The organism is Rhodanobacter thiooxydans, assembly GCF_021545845.1.
Classification (GTDB): Bacteria; Pseudomonadota; Gammaproteobacteria; order Xanthomonadales; family Rhodanobacteraceae; genus Rhodanobacter.
On record NZ_CP088923.1, the window covers coordinates 3,018,065 to 3,037,953 of the forward strand.

General features: G+C 68.0%; 17 protein-coding genes and 1 riboswitch. Of the genes, 8 read left to right on the forward strand and 9 right to left on the reverse strand.

What is annotated here, in order from left to right:
• Window positions 1–115 precede the first annotated feature (115 nt).
• The 3 genes from LRK53_RS13680 to LRK53_RS13690 all read left to right on the forward strand — a co-directional run bounded on the left by LRK53_RS13680 (window position 116) and on the right by LRK53_RS13690 (window position 5,465).
• Window positions 116–757 carry a TetR/AcrR family transcriptional regulator gene (locus LRK53_RS13680; RefSeq protein ID WP_027493945.1) on the forward strand — a complete coding sequence of 214 codons (642 nt, stop codon included), beginning with the start codon at window positions 116–118 and terminating at the stop codon, window positions 755–757.
• Between the two features lie 425 nt (window positions 758–1,182).
• Window positions 1,183–3,828 (forward strand): DNA mismatch repair protein MutS, encoded by a 2,646-nt coding sequence (gene mutS, locus LRK53_RS13685; protein ID WP_235642323.1) that lies wholly within the window; start codon window positions 1,183–1,185, stop codon window positions 3,826–3,828.
• Window positions 3,829–4,022: 194 nt separating this feature from the next.
• Complete coding sequence (locus LRK53_RS13690; protein ID WP_027493947.1) at window positions 4,023–5,465, forward strand: catalase; 1,443 nt, start codon at window positions 4,023–4,025, stop codon at window positions 5,463–5,465.
• A 10-nt stretch (window positions 5,466–5,475) separates the two neighbouring features.
• On the opposite strand, the gene LRK53_RS13695 is transcribed toward LRK53_RS13690, so the two are convergent.
• From LRK53_RS13695 to LRK53_RS13710, 4 genes are all read right to left on the reverse strand, one after another.
• Window positions 5,476–6,117 carry a response regulator gene (locus tag LRK53_RS13695; protein WP_027493948.1) on the reverse strand — a complete coding sequence of 214 codons (642 nt, stop codon included), beginning with the start codon at window positions 6,115–6,117 and terminating at the stop codon, window positions 5,476–5,478.
• A gap of 93 nt (window positions 6,118–6,210) precedes the next feature.
• On the reverse strand, window positions 6,211–6,609 hold the full coding sequence (locus tag LRK53_RS13700; RefSeq protein WP_027493949.1) for an RNA-binding S4 domain-containing protein: 399 nt from the start codon (window positions 6,607–6,609) through the stop codon (window positions 6,211–6,213).
• Window positions 6,610–6,639: 30 nt separating this feature from the next.
• Window positions 6,640–7,224 carry a response regulator gene (locus LRK53_RS13705; protein ID WP_027493950.1) on the reverse strand — a complete coding sequence of 195 codons (585 nt, stop codon included), beginning with the start codon at window positions 7,222–7,224 and terminating at the stop codon, window positions 6,640–6,642.
• A gap of 71 nt (window positions 7,225–7,295) precedes the next feature.
• The gene (locus LRK53_RS13710; RefSeq protein ID WP_037090539.1) at window positions 7,296–8,189 is read right to left on the reverse strand and encodes an AEC family transporter; all 894 of its coding nucleotides are present in this window, start codon (window positions 8,187–8,189) and stop codon (window positions 7,296–7,298) included.
• 142 nt (window positions 8,190–8,331) lie between these two features.
• Here LRK53_RS13710 and LRK53_RS13715 point away from each other — a divergent pair, with 142 nt between their 5' ends.
• From LRK53_RS13715 to pnuC, 3 genes are all read left to right on the forward strand, one after another.
• Entirely contained in the window at window positions 8,332–9,468 is a 1,137-nt protein-coding gene (locus LRK53_RS13715) for a phosphotransferase enzyme family protein (RefSeq protein WP_027493952.1), read from the forward strand.
• Window positions 9,469–9,500: 32 nt separating this feature from the next.
• Window positions 9,501–9,597: riboswitch (TPP riboswitch) on the forward strand.
• 57 nt (window positions 9,598–9,654) lie between these two features.
• Complete coding sequence (locus LRK53_RS13720; RefSeq protein WP_027493953.1) at window positions 9,655–11,832, forward strand: TonB-dependent siderophore receptor; 2,178 nt, start codon at window positions 9,655–9,657, stop codon at window positions 11,830–11,832.
• Between the two features lie 9 nt (window positions 11,833–11,841).
• A complete protein-coding gene (pnuC, locus tag LRK53_RS13725; RefSeq protein WP_027493954.1) occupies window positions 11,842–12,429 on the forward strand; it encodes a nicotinamide riboside transporter PnuC in 588 nt (195 codons plus the stop codon).
• A 47-nt stretch (window positions 12,430–12,476) separates the two neighbouring features.
• On the opposite strand, the gene LRK53_RS13730 is transcribed toward pnuC, so the two are convergent.
• The 4 genes from LRK53_RS13730 to LRK53_RS13745 all read right to left on the reverse strand — a co-directional run bounded on the left by LRK53_RS13730 (window position 12,477) and on the right by LRK53_RS13745 (window position 17,388).
• A complete protein-coding gene (locus LRK53_RS13730) occupies window positions 12,477–14,162 on the reverse strand; it encodes a hypothetical protein (RefSeq protein ID WP_027493955.1) in 1,686 nt (561 codons plus the stop codon).
• 141 nt (window positions 14,163–14,303) lie between these two features.
• Complete coding sequence (locus LRK53_RS13735) at window positions 14,304–14,531, reverse strand: hypothetical protein (protein ID WP_185754711.1); 228 nt, start codon at window positions 14,529–14,531, stop codon at window positions 14,304–14,306.
• Window positions 14,532–14,695: 164 nt separating this feature from the next.
• Window positions 14,696–15,091, reverse strand: a complete 396-nt coding sequence (locus tag LRK53_RS13740) for a hypothetical protein (RefSeq protein WP_027493956.1) — start codon at window positions 15,089–15,091, stop codon at window positions 14,696–14,698.
• Window positions 15,092–15,171: 80 nt separating this feature from the next.
• The gene (locus LRK53_RS13745; RefSeq protein WP_027493957.1) at window positions 15,172–17,388 is read right to left on the reverse strand and encodes a toll/interleukin-1 receptor domain-containing protein; all 2,217 of its coding nucleotides are present in this window, start codon (window positions 17,386–17,388) and stop codon (window positions 15,172–15,174) included.
• A gap of 321 nt (window positions 17,389–17,709) precedes the next feature.
• Between LRK53_RS13745 and LRK53_RS13750 the strand changes: the two genes are divergently transcribed.
• A complete protein-coding gene (locus LRK53_RS13750) occupies window positions 17,710–18,330 on the forward strand; it encodes a DUF4124 domain-containing protein (protein ID WP_235642324.1) in 621 nt (206 codons plus the stop codon).
• 18 nt (window positions 18,331–18,348) lie between these two features.
• Here the strand turns inward: LRK53_RS13750 and LRK53_RS13755 are convergent, their stop codons facing one another.
• Window positions 18,349–18,972, reverse strand: a complete 624-nt coding sequence (locus tag LRK53_RS13755; RefSeq protein ID WP_027493959.1) for a phosphatase PAP2 family protein — start codon at window positions 18,970–18,972, stop codon at window positions 18,349–18,351.
• Window positions 18,973–19,163: 191 nt separating this feature from the next.
• Between LRK53_RS13755 and LRK53_RS13760 the strand changes: the two genes are divergently transcribed.
• Window positions 19,164–19,736 (forward strand): hypothetical protein, encoded by a 573-nt coding sequence (locus tag LRK53_RS13760; RefSeq protein ID WP_027493960.1) that lies wholly within the window; start codon window positions 19,164–19,166, stop codon window positions 19,734–19,736.
• Window positions 19,737–19,889: the final 153 nt, after the last annotated feature.

The window sequence follows — 19,889 nt, forward strand, 5'->3', positions numbered from 1 at the left end:
ATAGTGTGTAGCCGATCGATGGAAGGCAAGCGTTCGCGTCGAATAATGGCTATATCCAGGTTATTTGGTAACATGCATTTCCATAACGGAAATCCTGCTACCCCACGAGACGCGCATGACGACCACTCCAGCCAGTCCGGATTCCGCCTCCACCATCATCGACCGCCGTGACATTCTCCGCGGCATGCGCGCCGACACGCTCAACCGCATCGAGAAGGCGGTGCTGGAGCTGTTTTCCACGCGCGATTTCCATGAAGTCGGCCTGCAGGAAGTGGCCCGCTCGGCGAATGTGTCGCTGCAGACCATCTACAAATACTTCGGCAGCAAGGAGGTGCTGGTCTACGCGATGCTCGACGTCATGCTGGTGCGCCTGGCCGATCGCATGATCGACCACCTGCAAGGCATCGACGACTCGCGCGAACGCCTGCGCAAGACCTGCTGGGTATTCATGGATTACATGGACAAGCACCCGGCGGTGATGATGTTGCTGGTCACCGCCATCCCGGCCTCCCGCCACCGCAACATCCGCATCTACGAAAGCCCGGAGTTGATGGGCGCGTTTCTCGGCGTGCTGAAGGATGGCCAGGTACGCGGCGTGCTCAACAACCGCGTCTCCAGCAAGGTGCTGCTGGACGTGTTCATGGGCATCCTCGGCCGGGTCGGGCTGATGCACATCGTGCGTGCCGACAAGCAACCCATTACCGATCAGTTCGACGAGCTGTTCCACATCCTGTGGCGGGCGATGTCGGCGGATTGAGGTCGATGCCGGGCGTCAACGTGGCGGCTACCCTGCCGCTGGATCAAACTCCGTGCTCGCATGTCGAGAAGCCTCAAAGCGGGCAACGGGCATCTTGCGCGTATTGCCAACGCAACTGACCAAGCGTTGCCAGCACAGTCGGCCAGCGCTGACACTCGACTTGACCGTTATCGGTTCGACGGATGCGTGGCTCACCCGAGAATCCCATTCGGATCTCCACTTGCGCCCAACATTTCCGTGGTTCAATGAGCAGCCCGTCTGGGGCTCCTGTTTTTCTTGAAGCAGAGCTTGGACACCAGACCATTTCTGGAGTCGAGACTTGGGCACCATTTGGACACCACGTTGTGTTCCTCAAAACCATAGGCGAGCAAAACGCCGAAGACAACCGGATCTGCACAAAAAAGCAGCGTAAGCAAAATATTGAAATGATTGAGAAAGTTAAAAACAAGGACCACGCCGCGTGGATCGCCTCCCATTCTCCCGGCATGCGCCAGTACCTGTCGGCCAAGGCGGAGCACCCGGACGTGCTGCTGTTCTTCCGCATGGGCGATTTCTACGAGCTGTTCTACGACGACGCGCGCAAGGCGGCGCGGCTGCTCGACATCACCCTGACCCAGCGCGGGCAGTCCGGCGGCGCGCCGATCCCGATGGCTGGCGTGCCGTACCACGCGGCGGAAAACTACCTGGCGCGGCTGGTGCGCCTGGGCGAGTCGGTGGCAATCTGCGAGCAGATGGGCGATCCGGCACTGGCCAAGGGCATCGTCGAGCGCAAGGTAGTGCGCGTGGTCACGCCCGGCACGGTGACCGACGCCGCGCTGCTGGAGGAACGCCGCGACAACCTGCTGCTGGCGATCGCCGCAGGCACGCGCGGCGACTACGGGCTGGCTTGGGTCGATCTGTCCAGTGGTCGTTTCCTGCTCAGCGAAGTGCCGAACGCCGAGGCGCTGGCCGCCGAGCTGGCGCGGCTGCAGCCGGCCGAGACCCTGGTCGGCGAAGACGTGGCCTGGCCGAAACTGGTCAGTACGCTGCCCGGCCTGCGCAAGCGGCCGCCGTGGCACTTCGACCGCGACGCCGCCACGCGCGAACTGAACCGCTTCTTCGGCACCCGCGACCTCGGCGGCTTCGGCGTGGACAAGCTGCCGCTGGCGGTCGCCGCTGCCGGCTGCCTGCTCGGCTACGTGGAGGAAACCCAGAAAAGCGCGCTGCCACATCTCACCGGCATGGCGGTGGAAAGCGCCAGCGAAACGATCGCGCTGGACGCCGCCACTCGCCGCAACCTGGAACTGGACACGCATCCCAGCGGTCGCACCGAACACACCCTGCTGGGCGTGCTCGACGAGACGGTGACGCCGATGGGCGCGCGGCTGTTGCGCCGCTGGCTGACTCGCCCGCTGCGTTCGCGCGACGTGCTGCGCCGGCGCCACCAGGCAATCGGCATGCTGATCGACAGTCGTCGGCACGAACCCTTGCGCGAACAGCTCCGCGGCATCGGCGACCTCGAGCGCATCCTCGCCCGCGTCGCGCTGCGTTCGGCGCGGCCGCGCGACCTCTCGACGCTGCGCGACGGCCTCATCATCGCCAGTGCGCTCTTCCATGAGCGCGAAGATCAAAAAGCGGCCATCCATGGCCGCACTCTTCAGGAAAGCCCGCTTCTTGCAACCCTGCTCGACCGCATCGGCAACCATGCGGACACGGCCGCCCTGCTCGCCCGCGCCATCGTCGAGCAACCGCCAGCACTGCAGCGCGACGGCGGCGTGATCGCCGACGGCTACGACGCGGAACTCGACGAACTGCGCCGGCTGTCCACCCACGCCGACCAGTACCTGATCGAGCTGGAGGAACGCGAGAAGGCCGCCAGCGGCATCCCTACGCTCAAGGTCGGCTACAACCGCGTGCACGGCTACTACATCGAGATCACCCGGGCGCAGTCGGACAAGGCGCCGACTCACTACACGCGCCGGCAGACCACCAAGAACGCCGAACGCTACATCACCGAGGAACTGAAGGCGTTCGAGGACAAGGTGCTGTCAGCAAAGGAACGCTCGCTGATGCGCGAACGCGCGCTGTACGAGGCGCTGCTCGACACGCTCACCGAACGACTCGAACCGCTGAAAGCCGCCGCCGCCGCGATGGCCGAGCTGGACGTGCTGGGCACGCTGGCCGAGCGCGCCGAGGCGCTGGACTGGAGTGCGCCGGAACTCACCGACGAGCCCGGCATCCGCATCGAGCGCGGCCGCCATCCGGTGGTGGAGAAGGTGCGCGACGAGCCGTTCGAGCCGAACGACCTGATCCTCGACGACCATCGCCGCATGCTGGTGATCACCGGCCCGAACATGGGCGGCAAGAGCACCTACATGCGCCAGAACGCGCTGATCGTGCTGCTCGCCCACATCGGCAGCTACGTGCCGGCGAGCAGCGCGACGATCGGCCCGATCGACCGCATCTTCACCCGCATCGGCGCCGGCGACGACCTCTCGCGCGGCCAGTCCACCTTCATGGTGGAGATGAGCGAGACGGCGAACATCCTGCACAACGCCAGCGCCGACAGCCTGGTGCTGATGGACGAGGTCGGTCGCGGCACCAGCACCTATGACGGCCTCGCGCTGGCGCGCGCCGCCGCCGTGCACCTGGCGCGCCACAGCCGCGCCTACACGCTGTTCGCCACCCACTATTTCGAGCTGACCGAACTGGCCGGCGAATTCGCGTCGATCGCCAACGTGCATCTGGACGCTGTGGAGTTCCACGACCAGAAGCGAGGCGAGCAACTGGTGTTCATGCACGCGGTGAAGGAAGGCCCGGCCAACCGCAGCTTCGGCCTGCAGGTGGCCGCGCTGGCCGGTCTGCCGAAGTCGGTGATCGCCGATGCGAAGCGCACCCTGGCCGAACTCGAGCGCGGCATGCACCAGCACGCCAGCGCACCCGCGCCGGCCGGCGAACCTTCGCCGCAACTGGGCCTGTTCGCCCCGGCGCAGCCTTCCGCCGCCGAGCGCCTGCTGGAAGCGATCGACCCGGATGCGCTGACCCCGCGCGAAGCGCTGGAACTGCTGTACCGCCTGAAACGACCGGGCTGACCAGGCCGGCGGGCGATGCCGCCGGCCGCCACCACTTTGCGCTCACGCCTCGTCGGCGATGCTGTCCTGTCAGGCACGGCAGCGGCCGCCATCGATAGTCTTGGGCTATCACCTGCATCGGAACATTCGAATTCCATTGATCGTCATGCCTGCGTAGATTGGCCGAACACCCAAGTCCCCCACAGGAGTCCGCCATGAGCCAGAACCGCAAGACGCTGACCACCGACGCCGGCGCCCCGGTGTCCGACAACCAGAACAGCCTCACCGCCGGCCCGCGCGGCCCGCTGCTGGTGCAGGATGTGGCGCTGTTCGAGAAGCACGCGCACTTCAACCGCGAGCGCATCCCCGAACGCGTGGTGCATGCCAAGGCCTCGGCCGCGTTCGGCACACTCACCATCACCCGCGACATCACGAAATACACCCGCGCCAGGGTGTTCAAGCCCGGTACGCAGACGCCGATGCTGGCACGCTTCTCCACCGTGGCCGGCGAACGCGGCGCAGCCGACGCCGAGCGCGACGTGCGCGGCTTCGCGCTGAAGTTCTACACGGAGGAAGGCAACTGGGACCTGGTCGGCAACAACACGCCGGTGTTCTTCATCCGCGACCCGTACAAGTTCCCCGACTTCATCCACACGCAGAAGCGCGACCCGCGCACGAACATGCGCAACGCCACCGCGATGTGGGACTACTGGTCGCTGTCGCCCGAATCGCTGCACCAGGTCACCACGCTGATGAGCGACCGCGGCATTCCCGCCACGCTGCGCCACATGCACGGCTTCGGCAGCCACACCTACGGCTTCTGGAACGAGGCCGGCGAGCGCCACTGGGTGAAGTTCCACTTCAAGACGCAGCAGGGCATCAGGAACCTCAGCAACGCGGAAGCGGCGAAGCTGATCGGCGAGGATCGCGAATCGCACCAGCGCGACCTGTACGAGTCGATCGAGCGCAAGGATTTCCCGAAGTGGACGCTATACGTGCAGCTGATGCCCGAGGCCGACGCGGAGAAAACTTCGTACAACCCGTTCGACCTGACCAAGGTCTGGCCGCACAAGGACTACCCGCTGATCGAGGTCGGCGTGATGGAGTTGAACCGCAACCCCGGCAATTACTTCGCCCAGGTCGAGCAGTCCAGCTTCTCGCCCGCGAACGTGGTGCCCGGCATCGGCTTCTCGCCGGACAAGGTGCTGCAGTTCCGTCTGTTCTCCTACGCCGACGCGGCACGCTACCGGCTCGGCGCGAACCACGACCAGCTGCCGGTGAACCAGCCGCGTTGCCCGGTGCACAACTACGCGCGCGACGGGTCGATGCGCTACGGCGACAACGGCGGCGGCAGCGTGAACTACGAGCCGAACTCGTTCGGCGGCCCGGTCGAGGACCCCTCGGTGAAGGAGCCGCCGCTGAAGATCTCCGGCGACGCCGACCGCTACGACCACCGCGCCGGCAACGACGACTACACCCAGCCCGGCGACCTGTTCCGTCTGATGAGTGACGATCAGAAGCAGCAGCTGTTCGACAACATCGTCGCGGCGATGCAAGGCGTGCCTGAGGAAATCATCCGCCGCCAGCTCGGCCATTTCGCCAAGGCCGACCCGGCCTACGCGGCGGGCGTGGCGAAGGCGCTGGGCCTGGCGATCTGAGTCGGCGCGCTCAGCCGATGCCGGGAACCACCCGCAGCGGGGCCGTGCCGACGAGGCGCGGCGCGGCCTCCGCGTCAGGCATCGCGATGTCGGGAATGTCGGCCAGTTCATCGGCCGACAGTTCCTCCGCCAGTGCCGGCAGCGCCGCGGTGGCAGCCGGCGCCGTGGGCAAGCGGCCGTCCAGACGTCCGGACCGCACCAGCTGGCCGATGCGCAGGTAGACCTCGTCGCGGTCGAACGGCTTCTGCATGAAATCGTCGGCGCCGAAGCGCTGCAGGTAGAACTGCTCGGTCGCCTGCGGGTTGCCGCTGATCATCACGATCGGGATGTCGCGGGTCAGCGGGTCGTGGCGCAGCGTGCGCAGCACCGCGAAGCCGTTGGTGCCGGGCATCACCACGTCGAGGAAGATCAGCGCCGGTCGTTCGCGGCGGGCCAGCTCGATGGCCTCCACGCCGCCGGTGGCCTTGAGCACGGCGTAGCCGTCCTGGTGCAGCATCTTGCCGAGCACCGCGCAGATCGTGGGCGAGTCGTCCACCACCAGCATGCGCGCACCCAGCGCGGCCTGCGGCTCGACACGGTGCCCGCCGGCGGTCTGGCTGCCCAGCAGGCGCTTGAAGAAGCCGAGCCCGTTCATCAGTGCATGTCCGTCCATGCGAGCCCTCCGCCCGTACCGGTTGGCGGCGCCAACCCTTTGGATTGACATGGATATTCCCGCAGATCCGGCCGGCGTTCTGCGATCCACTGCTCAGCGGTTATCTCTAAGCCGTCGCAGTTCGCGCCGCGCCTGCTTGTCCGGGCGCTTCGGCGGACCGTTGGGGCCGACCAGGCGGTGCTGCTCGCGCGCCAGCTCGCGCGCCGCGCAGCTGGCCGCGGTCTCGACGTACAGCGCCTGCGCCACGGCCGCGGGACCGCGCCGATCGGACAGCGCCACGACTTCGACTTCCAGCCGTTCCTCGCCACGGCCGATCTTCAGCCGGTCGCCGACGCGCAAACTCTTCGCCGGCTTGCAGCCAGCGCCATTGACGTCGATACGGCCGCCATCGATCGCCTGCTTGGCGAGGCTGCGCGTCTTGAAGAAGCGCGCGGCCCACAGCCATACGTCGGCGCGCAGGTCGGTCATCGGTAGGTCGGGCGGCTTGCTCATTGCGCGGATCATCGCGCGATCGCGGGCGGCTCAGGCCTGCCCATCGGGCGGCAGCATGTCGTGCGGGTCCGGCATCGCGATATCCGGAATGGCGGCATGCTCGGCCGCGCTCGGCTCGGGCTCGGTCGGGAGCCCCTCCGCCTCCGCCCTCGCGCGCACCACCAGACGCCCGCTGCGGGTGAGGCTGTCGATGCGCGCGAACACCTCGCTGCGGCCGAACGGCTTTTTCATGAAATCGTCGGCGCCGAAACGCTGCACGTAGAACTGCTCGGTCGCCTGCAGGTTGCCGCTGATCATCACGATCGGAATGTCGCGGGTCAGCAAGTCATGGCGCAACGCGCGCAACACCGCGAAACCGCTCATACCCGGCATCACGATGTCGAGGAAGATCAGGTCGGGGCGTTCCGCGCGGGCGAGCTCCAGCGCGCTTTCGCCGTCCGCCGCCTTCAACACCATGTGGCGGTTCTGCGCCAGCATCTTGCCGAGCACCGCGCGGATGGTCGGCGAGTCGTCCACCACCAGGATGCAGGCTTCCTCCGGCTCGCCGCTGCGCGGCGCCGCGCGACGCTCGCCGTGATCGCCGAACATGCGCTTGATCAGATCGAAACCTGCCATGGCACGAGCTCCCCCAGCCCATGAGACTGCGCGCTAGTCTCGGGGCAGCGCAGACCGGACGCAAGGGAGCCCTACCCGCCCAGCAGCCAGTTGCCCAGCGGGACGGTAAGCAGCGACAGCACGATGCCGGCGCCCAGCACGGTATTGGCCAGCGCCGGCTCCAGGCCGTACTCGTCGGCCAGAATGGTGGCCGACACCATCGGCGCCATCGCCGCCTGCAGCACGCCGACGGTCAGCACCAGCCCGCCGACGCCGGCGGCGGTGCCCACCGCCCAGCACAGCAGCGGCGCCAGCAGCAGTTTCCAGCCCAGCCCCCAGCTGGCCGCGCCGAGCTGGCGCTGACCCGGATGAAACTTGAACTGCAAGCCTACCGAGAACAGCGCCAGCGGCGTCAGCGTGGCGCCGATCGGCGCGAACACGCCGTTCAACAGTTCAGGCCAGCCACCGCTCAGGCCGGCGATGATACCCACCACCAGCGCGATGAACGCCGGAAAGGTGACGATGCGGCGGACGATCAGGCGCAGCTGCAGGCTGCGCCCCGAATAGACCGAAGCCACCACGATGCCAGCCGACGCCAGCACCGGAAATGCGCCGATCTGGTCGGCCACCACCGCCAGCGCCAGGCCCGCCTTGCCGTGCAGGGCCTCGATCATCGGGTAGCCCATGTACGCCGTGTTACCCAGCCCGCAGACCAGGATCAACGCGCCCGTGCGCTGCCGCGACCAGCCCAGCCGCGGGCCGAGCAGGCCGAACAGCAGCCACGCGCCGCCGAAGGTGAGCCACATGGCCGCCACCAGGAACCACAGCTGTGGGTCGAACTTCAGCTTCGGGATCAGTTCCAGCACCAGCGCCGGCAACGCCACATTGAGCACCCACCAGTTGATGCCCGGCACGATCCCCGCCGGCGGCTGCGCGTAGCGCGCCACCAGGGCGCCGAGGATCAGGCAGGCGAACAGCAGCAACATCGCGCTCATCAGGTGGAACACCGCGGCGAAAGCTGGTCATTATAGGGATCGCGCGTACGGCGCCGATGGCGGCCGGAGCGGTGGGCCGACGCTTTCGGGGATAATCCACGGCCTGCCCGCCCGCGGAGACTTCACCACCCCCATGAACGACCCGCTCCATCTCGCCCACGGGCTGGCCGGCGACCACACGCCGCCGGACTGGCCACCGCTGACCGCCGGCGAAGTCGCGACGCTGCTGCGCGGCTATCCTGCGCTCGGCGCGCCGATCCGCATCGACTGGCACAGCCCGCGCCCGCTGTCGGCGGCGTGCCTGGCCCGGACGCCGCACGCCACCGTGTTCGTCAAGCGCCACCACCGCCGCGTGCGTTCGGTCGCCACGCTCGCCGAGGAACACCGCTTCATCGCGCATCTGCGCGACCGCGGCATGCCGATACCGGCCGTGCTGCGCGATGCGCAGGAACAGACCGCGGTGGCGATCGGCGAGTGGGTCTACGAAGTGCACGAACGCGCCGCCGGCATCGACCTGTACCGCGAGGCGATCTCGTGGGAACCGCTGCCGAACCTGAACCACGCCCGCAGCGCCGGCCACATGCTGGCCGCACTGCACGACGCCGCCGCGGACTACCGCGCGCCGCAGCGCGGCACCCACATCCTGGTTGCGCGCAGCGAGCTGCTCGCCGCGCCCGATCCGCTCGCCGCGCTGCGTGCGCAGCTGCCGCAACGGCCCGGCCTGGCCGCTTATCTGCGCGATCGCGACTGGCCGTGCGAGCTCACCGAACTGCTCGGCCCGTGGCATGCCGCCCTGCAACCGCGGCTGGCGCAGCAGCCACGGCTGTGGACGCACGGCGACTGGCACGTCTCCAACCTGTGCTGGAGCGACGGCGGCAGCGACGCGCGGATCAGCACCGTGCTCGACTTCGGCCTCGCCGCCGCCAACGTCGCGCTGTTCGATCTGGCCACCGCGATCGAACGCAACGCGATCGCCTGGCTCGCGCTCGACGCCGACGCTGACGTCGGCTATCCCGACATCGCCTGTGCGCTGATCGAGGGCTACCGCCGGCAACGTCCGCTGGAGGCGGCCGACCTGCACCTGCTGGCCGACCTGCTGCCACTGGTGCATGTGGATTTCGCGCTGTCCGAGGTGGAGTACTTCCACGCCATCACGCACTCGCGCGCGAACGCCGACGTGGCTTACGACACCTTCCTGCGCGGCCACGCGGCGTGGTTCCGTACGCCGGCCGGGCAGTCCCTGCTGCAGGCCATCCGCGCCGCCGGCTGACCACGCGGCGCCGATTCGTGGTTCAATAGACGTTCTTGAAGCGGGGGTGCCCGGCAAAAGCCGGGCTGAGAGAGTCCCTTGGAACCTGACCCGGTTAGTACCGGCGTAGGGAGCTTGCAGATCCGGCGCGTCCTCGCGACAGCCGGGTCGCCGTCGCTTCGTCCGTACCCACCGACGACGACGACCATGCCACTTTCCCGCACTCCCCTGCTGCTCGCCCTGCTCGCGGCCATCGCGCCCGCCCACGCCGACGACAGCGCCGACAAACCGCAAACGACGCAGCTGGCGCCCGTGCACGTGGAAGCCGACCGCGCCAAGGGCTACCACGCCGACAGCTCGCAGATCGACACCTTCGGCAGCTTCGGCAGCGCGCCGCTGCACGACACGCCGGCCGCGATCAGCGTGATCACCCGCGACCAGATCGACGACCGCCAGCCGCGCACGCTGAGCGAGCTGGCCCGCTCCGACGCGGCGCTCGGCGACAACTACGCACCGGTCGGCTACTACCAGGACATCGCCATCCGCGGCTTCACGCTGGACCTGGCCACCGGCTACCGGCTGAACGACATGACCATCACCGGCGAGCAGCTGACGCCGCTGGAGGACAAGCAGCGGGTGGAAATCCTCAAGGGGCTGGGCGGGCTCGAAGCCGGCGTGGTCGCGCCGGGCGGCCTGGTCAACTACGTCAGCAAGCGCCCCGCCGACGTGCGCAGCGCCACCGTCGGCACCGACTCGCACGGTTCGCGCTACGTCGCGGTGGATGTCGGCGGCTGGCTGTCGCCCGCCTTCGGCGTGCGGGTGAACGCCGCTCACGAGGACATGCATTCGTGGGTCGAACACGCCGACGGCCGGCGCAACTTCCTCTCGCTGGCGGCGGACTGGAAGATCAGCCAGGACACCACGCTGCAGCTGGACACCGACTACCAGACCAGCGGCCAGCGTTCGGTCTCCGGCTACCAGCTGCTGGGCGGCACGACCCTGCCACCCCACCCCAGCCGTACCCGCATGCTCGGCTTCGAGCCGTGGCAGCAGCCGGTGGGCATCGCGGCCAGCAACACCACCGCGCGCCTCGACCACCGCTTCGGCGACACCTGGAGCATGCAGCTCTCGGCCGGCCATAGCCGCAGCCGGATCAACGACAACGTCGCCTTCGCCTACGGCTGCTTCTATTCGCCGGCCTGCGCCAGCGGCGTCACGCCGGGCTATTTCTTTGCGCCGAACGGCGACTACGACGTCTACGATTTCCGCAGCCCCGGCGACACCCGCGTCAACGACGAGCTGCGCGCCGTGCTCAAGGGCAGCTTCGACACCGGCGCCATCGGGCATGAGATCAGCCTCGGTGCCAGCGCGTTCCGCCGCACCCTCGACCAGCGGCCGTACGTCTACGACTATGTGGGCACGGCCAACATCGACGACGCCAACCCGCCCTACTTCGCCCCCTCGCCGAACCAACCCGGCCCGTCCGCGCGCACGCTGACCAGCTGGCAGCACTCGCTGTTCGCGCTCGACCGCCTGCACCTGGGCGAGCACTGGCAACTGCTCGGCGGCGGTCGCTTCGTGCGCCTGCACGAGCGCGACTACGACAGCAGCGGGCTGCTCCAGCGCGACACCCGGCTGAGCAAGTTCCTGCCGCAGACGGCGCTGATGTGGCAGCCCATCGCGCCACTGACCACTTACCTCAGCTACAGCAAGGGCCTGTCGCTGGGCGCCCAGGCGCCATACTGGACCTCCAATGGCGGCACCACGCTGGCGCCGGTGCTGTCGCGCCAGCTCGAGGCCGGCGTGAAGTACGACTGGAGCGACGCGCTCAGCTTCAATGCCGCGCTGTACCGCACCCGTCAGGCCTACCAGTTCGCGCAACCGGACAGCACGCCCGAAGGCTTCACCTTCGTGCAGCGCGGCAGCGAGGTGCACAGCGGGCTGGAGCTCGGCGCTGCCGGCCGCATCAGCGACGACCTGCGCCTTACCGCCAGCATCAACCTGATTCGCGCCCGTGCGCAGGGCACCGGCACGCCCGGCTACGAAGGCCACCAGGTCATCAACGTGCCGCGCGTGCGTTCGGCCGTCTATCTGGATTACCGCCTGCCGTTCGCCCCGCAGCTGAGCGTGCTCGGCGGCTGGCGCTACGCCGGCAGCAATCCCGCCACGCCCGATGGCACGGTCAAGGTTCCGGCCTACCACGTGTTTGACGCCGGCCTGCGCTACGAGAGCCGGTGGCGCGACCACGCACTGATCTGGCGGCTGAACGTCGACAACGTGTTCGACCGCTTCTACTGGCGCGACACCGGCAGCACCGGCGGCGACCGCTACCTGTTCCCGGGTGCGCCGCGGCTGGCCCGGCTCTCGTTGACCGTGGCGTTCTGAGCGCCTGCGATGAGCTGGGTCGAACTCGTCGCCGCGCTGGTCAGCGCCTGGGCCGTCTGGCTCACCACCCGCCGTCGCCCGTGGTGCTGGCCGGTGGGACTGGTCTCGGTGCTGGTCTACGCGTGGGTGTTCGTCCACGCGAAGCTGTACTCCGATGCGCTGCTGCAGCTGGCCTTCGCGGTGCTGATCGGCTACGGCTGGTGGCGCTGGCTGCAGCACTTGGGCGGGGACGGCCGCGTGGAAGTGGCCGCCCTGCCGCCGCGGCAGGCCATCGCGCACCTGGCCATCGGCTGCCTCGGTGCGCTGGCGCTGGGCGCGTTCATGCACTACCGCACCGACGCCGCGCTGCCATGGCTGGATGCGGCGCTGACCGCCTTCAGTCTGGTCGCGCAGTGGTGGCAGGCGAAGCGGCACGTCGCCTCGTGGTGGCTGTGGATCGCGGTGGACGTGATCTACGTGGGCGAGTACGTCTACAAGCACCTGCTGATCACTTCGGTGCTATATGCCGGCTTCGTGCTGCTGGCGGTGCTCGGCCTGCACGCATGGCAGCGGGTGGCGGAGACCGCTGCGCCGCACGAGCTGGGCACACCTCCTTGATGGGTCGGCAGGGCTCCCAGGAACCGTCAGCCGGCCAGCCGAAACGATCAGAGCTTGCTGTGCTCGACCTGCCGCTCGCGTTGCATCAGGGTCCACTCGGCATGCTCGGTGAGCGCGGCGTCGCCGAGTGAAAGCAGGATCTGCCGCTGCAGCGCGGGATCGCTCGTGCGATCCAGCGCCGCGCGTGCACTGGTGAAGATGCGCTGCATGAAACGGTACTGCCGGATCAGCTCCTTGTCGGCCTTGCGGTAGGCATACGCCTCACGCACGGCAGCCATGATCGACAGCACCGCCATGACCAGCACCAGGATGGTCTTGGTGTCGTGCGACAGCCGGTGCACGAACACCGCCAGGAACACGCTGATCGCCACGCCGCCCCACAGGCTGAGCGAGCCGACCGCCTCGGTGACATGGTGCAGCCCGGTGCGCTCGGCGGTCTTGCGTTCGTAGTAATGCAGCTGTCCGGACTTGCCGGATTCGCCGACCCACTCCGCAATGACCTGCGCCAATGCCGCGGGTGGCGGCTGCGCCGGCCGGATCGCCGCCTGCAGGCCGGCGGCGCGCATGACGTTGCGGATCCAGCCCAGTTCGATGTTCTGCTTCTGCAGGAAGTTGTCGTGGGCGAACTCGTGGTCGGCGTTCGCCGCGATGTTCGCCCGCTGCCAGTACGACTGGATCCGCAAACCCTCCGCCAGCGCGCGGTAGTCCAGGTACTTGCGATGCCAGCCGCGGCGCCTGGCAAGCATCGCCACCGCACCGCCGCTGGCGAACAGCAACAGGAACAGGTAGATCAGGAAATCCTGCGCGGGCAGGTGGGCGTAGAAGGTGAAGGCGATACCCATCAGTGCCGCCAGCGTGTAGGTCAGGCGCATCGCCAGCAACACGCGCCGCTGAAAGTGCAGCGCCAGCCAGTCGGCAGCGCGAAACAGGCCGTCGACGTCTGCCGTGGCATCCACCGTGTCGGCCGGTCGCGTCGAAGTCGCGATCTCGTCGGCATACGTGTCGCACTCGCCGTTGAACTCGACCATGCGCGCGAACATCAGCTGAAAATCCGCCGGCAGGTTGCCGGCGGCTGCCACCGTATCGGCCGTGCGCCACAACGTCTGCAATGGCAGCAGCCCGGCGGCCGGCGCGCCATCGACCCCGTCGCGCGAACAGACGATGTGGTAGAGCAGGCTCTCGTCACCGCCGCCCAGCACGTGGGGTGTATCCCGGCGCCGGTCGATCAGGCCGGGCATAGTACCGCTCAGATGATAGTTGACGATCTGCGCGGTGCCGCCGAGCCGGCCCGATACCTTGCCGTCCCAGATCGCCAGCAGGATATGGCAGTGGCTGGCGATATAGACGCCGGCCTTGGCGTACTGGCGATCGCGCGCCACGCCCGGTGAGCCGATCGCCTGCCGCGGTTGTCCCATCAGCTGCGGCAGCAGCACGATCTCGGCCTGGTTGCACAGCAGGTGAAAGCTGGCACGCACGGCCGCACTGGAAAAGTCCTCGACGTACATGTCCGGTGGCAGCGGCAGCGGCGCCACCAGCCGCGCACCGACGGCGAGCGCCTCGTGCGCGACCAGCTGGTCGCCGCCCTCGGCCAGTGCGGACACCACCACCAGCGGCAACCCGGGGAAGTCGCGCCGCAGTCGCGCCAGGAAATCCCGCACACGCTGCCGGATCGGTTCGATCTCGTGCGCGGGAATATTGCGATGGCTGGTGACACCGACAACCAAGGGAGTCATGGCGGCTTCCGGATGATGCTGAGTATCACGGTGGACAATGCATGGCCTCGCGGCCCGGTGATGCGGAGCAAGCCATCGCCGTCCGCTTCCCCATGGAATCGGACTAGCCCCGATGTTTGACTCGCTGTTGGCGGCGGCGCGTCAGTTGTTCTTGATCAGCGGTGCGGTGGTGGTATCCGGCGACAATGGGCTCGTGGTCTGCTCGGGCGCCGGCCCGCTCTCGTGGCTCGCCCCACCTCTCTCTTCACTGTCCGGCAGCGGCGCACCCGGGTTGGGCTGATTTTCGGTAATGGACACGATGTTCTCCAGAACTGGTTGAAGATCGTTGTTGGCGGGGTGTGCCTGCCCCGCCGGGTTGCGGATCTGCACGCGACCCGCTGGCGGGTTGTCGGGAAAGGGCTGCCCTTCCTTTGTGCAGCGCGCCAACTTCGGCACACGTCCGTGGCTGGCTGCGCCGAAGCACGCACCTGGCGTGCCTGCTTCGCGACGGGCCTTCCATGGCCCGCACCGGCAGGATGTTTTCCAACACCCTGCTAGGTGTTCTTGATCGTGGGGCTCGTCGTGGTAGCGGTCATGGACGTCACACGCGACTGGTAGACTTGGTCGCCGATCTTGGCGCTCAACTGATAGACCCACTCTCCCGACGTGGCGGCGCTGTTGTTGAGATCGCTGATGCTGAGCTCCTTGCCGTTCTCGCCCAGCTCGGGGTCGCCGAAGATGCCCGCCGGCGGCAGCTTGCCAATCCAGGCAAAACCCGGCGGGGAGTCCTGTTGCGAGTTGAACTTTCCAGTGGCGGCGTTCCCGGTCAGCCGCCACGTGATGGTCTGCCGGTCGGGACTTCGGCTGACGTTCGCATTGCCGTGCTGGCCGATGTCGAGACACCACGGGATCATGCTCTTGTCGAGGGTGACATCAAAATTGTTCGGCATGATGGATTCCTTGGTGATGGGGGTTGAGCCGATACCACGCTTGCTGGTGCTGCCATTTCCCCTGTCCGTTGCGCCCGCCCTTACGGGCGAGCGTTCGTGTCGATTGCCGCCAGCAGTTTCTGCTGGAATGCCGTATTGGCTGGGTAGTCGATGTGCGCGCGCCGCAATACGTTCACCAGCGCCATGTCGCGGTAGCCGCTGTTCCATAATTGCTGGATCAACGGTTGCGCTTCGGCCTTTCTGCCGAGCGCAAGCAGCGCCTCGACCCGCAACGCCAGCAGCCGGGGATCGCTGCCGCCGCTTCTCACTGCCTGCATCACGCTCAAGGTGTCGTTGCGCAGTTGCTGCGCGGCAGCTGCATCGTCGGTGACCACGGCAAGCGACAGCTTCGCGCCCACCGTTGCCAGCAAGGTGGCGCGATCGTCCGGTTGCTGGGCGCGCAGCGGATCGAGCAGGCGCAGTGCGGCGCGGGCCTGCGCGCGCGCCAGCTCGGTTCGACCGGCGCCCCGCGATTGCGCGGCCTGCTCCAGTTGCGCCTCGGCAAATTCGCGCCGCCAGGCCGTGTTGCCCGGATCCTGCCGGGTCAGGCTGGCGAAGGTCGTCAATGCCCGCGCGGTGAGCGCGGCCGCCGCTGCCCCGTCGCCGCTCAGCCGCCGCAACCGGCTCAACTGGGTGGCGTACAACGCCGCGTGTTCCTGAAAGCCGGCATTACCCGAGTCGATTACCTGCAACTGCGTGGCGATGTCGACCGCCTGCTGCAATCCGGCGATGCCGGAGGTAACGTCGCCGGCCAGCGCCCGCGTGCGCCCCAGGATGGCGCGGACGATCAGCATGCTGTCGCGTTGGTCGGTGTCCTTCGGATCGCGCGCCGCCAGCGCAGACTCGATCGCATCATCGGCGCCATACTGCGCGATGGCCGTGGCCAGTTCGCCACGCATCAGCGCCAGCTTGCCCAGATTGTTGTGTGCCGCGCCAAGCGACGCCGACCACTCGGCATTGTCGGGTTGGGCCGCGACCAGCTTGCGCATCAGCGGCAGCATGCTCTGGTACGAGAGCATCGCCTCGTCCAGCTGGCCGCGCGCCTCCATCGTGTGGCCGAGGTTGTTGTCGATCGTCGCCAGCTGGAACTGCAGTTGCCGGTCATCCGGCACGAGCGAGCGAGCGCGCTGCAGGATGGCCTGCGCCGAGACGAAATTCCGCTGCGCGGCATCCAGCTGCCCCTGCCGCCAATGGGTCATGCCGATGAACGCGAGGATTTCCGCGGCAGCCAGTTGCCGCGGCACGTCGGCGGGCGCGGCATCGGCCAGCGCACGCGCCAGCTTCAAGGCCGCCTGATAGGACGCCAGCGCCGCAGGCAGATGGCCCTGGTCAAGCCGCACGCTGCCGATCTGTTCCAGCGTCTTGGCCCGCTGGGCCAACGCCTCGTCGGTGACGTCGGTGGTCGGCAGCGACTGGAAGTAGCGCATCGCGTGGTCGTCCACGGCTTCCATGATGTCCAGCCGCGAGGTCCGTGCCAGCTTGTCGTTGAGATCGCCCAGCATGAAACCGACCAGATCCTCGGCCTGCTTCTGCCGGCGCTCGGCGGCCTGGCTGGCGACCACCGCGGCGTGGCGGGCGATCAGCGCGGTGATCGCCAGCACGGTGGTCACCGCCATCACGATCAGCGCCAGCGTGGCCAGCGCGGCCATGCGCCGGGTGCGCCGCTGCAGTTCGCGCCGCTTCAGCACATCCAGGCCGACACCGAGCATGCCGGCGATCAACTTCAGCTTGGCGTTGGCCTTGCCGTCCTTGCCGGGCCGCACATCGGCGGCGATCGGTTCGGTGCGCTGGTGGCTCAACTCACCGTCCGCGCCGAGTGGATGACGCAGCGCCGGCGCGAAACACTCCTCGGCGACGCGGCCGGGCAGCCCGCTCGCGCCGGGTTCGCCATCGACGATCAGGCAGAAGATCCGCTCGCTGCGCCCGCGCCGCTTGAACGCCAGCACCTCCTCGTTGACCCAGTGCGAGGTCGCCGAGCGCGGCGAACAGATCACCAGCAGGCTTTCCGATTGCGCCAGTGCCTCGTTGACCTTGCGCCCCAGGTCGGTGGCGCTGGCCAGCTCGTCGCGGTCGCGGAAAATCGGCGCCAGGCGTTCAGGTATCTCGCCCCCGAACGCCGTCGCCTGGCCGACCAGGCGCTTCGGCACCGCGTAGGTTTCCAGCGCCCGATGCAGCCAGCCCGCCCAGGCCTTGTCCCGGTGGCTGTAGCTGATGAAGGCGCGGTACCGGAATGCCGGCATCGTCGAAGCTTGCGTCATGACGCATCGCGCTCCCGCACGAGGTGACGCACTCCCTTGCAGGGCACCCTCCCCCGTCCGCTCGACCGGACCCTGGGCACCCAGCCACCCCTCGGGCGGCACCCGCAGCGAAGAACGCTAGCACCATAAATGTGATGCAAATCTCATTTTTGCGGTATCAGGAAGCGATTTCTCGGTCTGGAATGACCCGAGACGGGGCCATTGCCTTCACCTCCTGTCGACGGCCCTGACCGCCTGCCGCAGCCGGACCCACGCCCAGCGGCCTTCCGTTCCGGCCACCGGCATGCGGGCGATGCCGGCCGGGTGCAGAATGTCGCCGTCATGAAAAGCCTCACCACGGGAATCCGTTGCCTGACTGCCGCCATGCTGTTGGCCGCGGTGCCGGCCGCCGGCGCCCAGAACATCTACAAATGCACGCAGGGCGGGCAGGTCGCCTACACCGACCATCCCTGCCCGAACGGCAGCGGCGAACTGCTGCACCAGGCCGACGACACCGAAGTCATCGACCGCTACCTGCGCCTGGGTCAGGACGAGCTGGCCAAACGCTATGCGCAATCACGCCACCTCGAAGCGCTCTACCAGCAGCGTGTCGACGCCCGCCAGCAGGCCATGGACGAGAAGGCCCAGCGCGACGCCGACGAGGCCTACGCGGCGCAGCAACGCACGGAGGAGGCACAGCAGCAGGCGCTGGCCGACCAGGCGGCGGCACAGGCAGCCGACCGCGACCGGCTGCAGGCCGAGAACGCGGCGCTGCGCCAGCAGAACGCGGACTACCAGAACCAGCTGAGCCAGCCGGTCTACAACGCCCCGCCCGCCTACTGGGGCCCGCCGTACCCGCGCCGGCATCGCGACCACGACGACGGCCAACACCCGCCGCCGGTATCGGACCAGCCAATCTTCCACCCGTGCAAGCAACTCGCCGGCGGCCGCACGCAGTGCTGAGGCGGCGGCCCGCGCGCCTCACTTGAAGCGGTGAATGAAACCGACCTTGAAGCCGCCGGGCAGCCAGCTGATGATCAGCGGCGAATCCCGGTGCGCGGCCCACAGGCCGATCCCGGTGCCCAGCGCGGCGCCGACCAGCACGTCGCTCTGCCAGTGGCCATGCGTCTTCACCCGCGCCACCGCGTCGTACGCCGGCAGCAGGGCCAGCGCATACACGGCCGGATGATCGCGCCCGTAGGTGACGATGAACGGCGTGATCGCCGCCGAGATCGCCGCCACTTCCCCGCTGGGAAAGCTCTGCGCGTGGCCGCCGGCGAAGAAACGGTCGGGATCGTCGGTCTGCGAAGGACGTTTGCGCTGGAAGGTGTACTTCATCGCCTCGGCACCGAGGCTGGTCACCGCCATCGCATCCACCGAGCGCCAGAACGTGTCGCCCAGCTGGTCGTTGTCGCCGAACACCAGCGCGCCGCCGACCACCGTGCCGATCGTGCCGTACAGCAGCGCGTTCTGGTTGGAGCGGTTCCAGATGCCGCTGTTGTCGTAGTGGACGCGGTGGTCGATGCCGAACGGGCCATCCCCCGCATGGACGCCGCCTGAAAACAGGATGACGGCGGCGAACAGCCAGAACCTTGATGCAGGCATCTTTCGGCTCCCGCACGACAGGCAGCGCCTGCCTTCCCGCCGCAAGCTACGCGGCCCGCCTTTCAGCCCGCTTATGGAACGGGTCGCGGGGTCGCCGGTGGCGATTGACGGGGCATGCGGGGCAGAGGACAGTGGCACCGCCGGGAAGCGCCACGTTGCGCCCTCGCCAGCGGCGACCCAGGGAGGCCCTCATGAAATCCATCCAGCTGTCCTTGCTGCTCGCCATGCTGGCCGCCGGTACGGGCGCGGCCGCAACCCCCTCCGGTTCGCTCAACGAATTCCGCCCCAAGGTCCTGCCGGTACTGGTGCAGGTGAACGCGCAAGGCAAGATCACCGACGCCTCGCCGGCGATGAAGCTGCCGCCTTCGCTCGACCGGCTGATGCGCGCGAACCTGAACGAAATGATCAGCAAGCCGGCCACCGACAAGAAGGGACGCCCGATCGCCAGCCAGTTCATCGCCAATCTGGTGCTGCACACGACGCCCCGTACCGAAGGCGGCTACGACGCCCAATTCGTCTACGAATCCATCTCGCCAGTACCCTCGGGCTCCTGGTACTGGGTGCATATCGACGGCCATCGACTGGCGCTGGCCAGCCAGGATTCCTTCAACCGCGGGATGCGGCTGCGCTACGGCGACCACCGTGACATGAGCCGGAACTGGAACAGCCCGAACTATCGGCCCACGCCGATGCCCGCCATCCAGAACACGATCCGCAACGCCCCCGGCGCCGCGCCGGCGCGCGCTCCCGCAGCAGATCACTGAATCGGCGTGGCGGTCATGCGCAAGGTTCAGGCCTTGCGCACGAGCCCCGTACCCTCGATCGCAAGGGTGCCGGACGCGACATGGATGCTCGAGTTTAGGCAACGCAGAAGCAGTTGCCCGATGCCCAGCAAGCACCAAGCGGGGTGACCCTAA